This is a genomic window from Kitasatospora sp. NPDC091257, assembly GCF_044757675.1.
Classification (GTDB): domain Bacteria; phylum Actinomycetota; class Actinomycetes; order Streptomycetales; family Streptomycetaceae; genus Kitasatospora; species Kitasatospora lactacystinica.
Window position 1 is genome coordinate 1 of record NZ_JBIVVI010001761.1, and the last position, 1,284, is coordinate 1,284.

2 protein-coding genes are annotated in these 1,284 nt (G+C 74.8%); one reads left to right on the top strand and one right to left on the bottom strand.

Going from position 1 to position 1,284, the window contains the following annotated elements; all coding sequences use genetic code 11:
* A partial coding sequence (locus ACIQOV_RS41840) for a phosphatase PAP2 family protein (RefSeq protein ID WP_401056437.1) occupies positions 1-765 on the top strand: 765 nt, incomplete at its 5' end.
* On the opposite strand, the gene ACIQOV_RS41845 is transcribed toward ACIQOV_RS41840, so the two are convergent.
* On the bottom strand, positions 735-1,070 hold the full coding sequence (locus tag ACIQOV_RS41845) for a DUF2218 domain-containing protein (RefSeq protein ID WP_359909195.1): 336 nt from the start codon (positions 1,068-1,070) through the stop codon (positions 735-737). The two genes, ACIQOV_RS41840 and ACIQOV_RS41845, sit on opposite strands and share 31 nt — an antisense overlap.
* Positions 1,071-1,284: the final 214 nt, after the last annotated feature.

Here is a 1,284-nt window from a genome sequence, read left to right on the forward strand (position 1 = left end):
CCCGGGGGCGCGGGCAACGGCGATCATCAGAGCCGCCCCGGAGCTCTCCCCCCTGCTCCGGGGCGGCTGTCCGCCGTTCCGGGCCGGGTGGCGCGGTCGGTGGCGGTGCCGGTGGTCGCCGCGGTGCTGCTGGTGGTGGTGTCCTGGCAGGTCGCGGCGGAGGGGCCGCTGCTCGGCGTGGACCGCTGGGTCCGCCGGGCGGTCCGTTCGGCCCATCGGGACTTCCCGAACGCCTTGCTCGACCGGCTCGGTCTCCTCCTGTCGGACCTGGGCAGCAGCGTTCCGGCGGTCCCGGTGCTGCTGCTGGCCGGTGCTCTGGCCGCGTGGCTCGGGCGCCGGGCCGGGGCCGGACGCTGGTGGCTGCCGCTGCCGGTGGCGGCGCTGACGGCGGTGCTGATCCCGTTGCTGGTGGTCCCGGCGAAGTCGGCCTTCGCCCGGCCGGGTCCGCTCGGGGAGCCGCTGGCGGCGGGCCAGTGGGGCTGGTACCCGTCCGGGCACACCGCGACGGCGGCGGTCTCGTACGGGGTGGCGGCGCTGTTGCTGGCCCGGGTGGCGGGGCCGCGCGCCGTCCGGGGGTTGACGGCGGCTGCGGTGCTGTTGTCGCTCGGGGTGGGCGCGGGGCTGGTGTGGAGCGATTTCCACTGGCTGCTGGACGTGGTGGCGAGCTGGTGCCTGGCCGTCCTGGTGCTGTGGGCGTTCGCCCGGTGGCTGCCCCGGCCGGGTTCCGGGGGTCGTCAGGCTTCGGGGGCCTCTTCGTTGCGGTGAACGAGGCCGGGCTCGCCGTTGTCCCGGTGCCATGCGATGACGAGTTCGTCGCGGGCGCCGAAGCGGACCAGGTGGCGGCCGACGACGTCCTCCAGGCCGGGCAGGTTCTCGCGCTCGCCCTCGACGGTGAGCAGCAGCGCGTCGGGCTGTGCCTCCAGGGTGGCGGTGCCGGCGCCGAAGACCATCGTGCCGCGGCCGGTCTCCTCCGAGTAGACGGCCTCGATCTTGCGCCCCATGTGGGCGGTGAGCTGCTTGGCGTAACGGCCCGGGCGGTCGGTGGCGACGCGGGCTTCGGAGCGGGGCATGGGTCCTCCAAGGTCGGGAAGGGGAACTTAGGGTCCCCTCACTCGGGGCAACGCTAACCCAGATACTGAGCTAAGCTCAACATATTTCCGCGATCACCCTCCGCCGCCTGGCCGCGGGCCCCGGACCGACGGCTACCCTTGGGCGGACGCCAGCCGAGGAGACCGCCGATGACCACCACGCCGACCGACGAACCGGCGGACCCCTCCTCCGGCC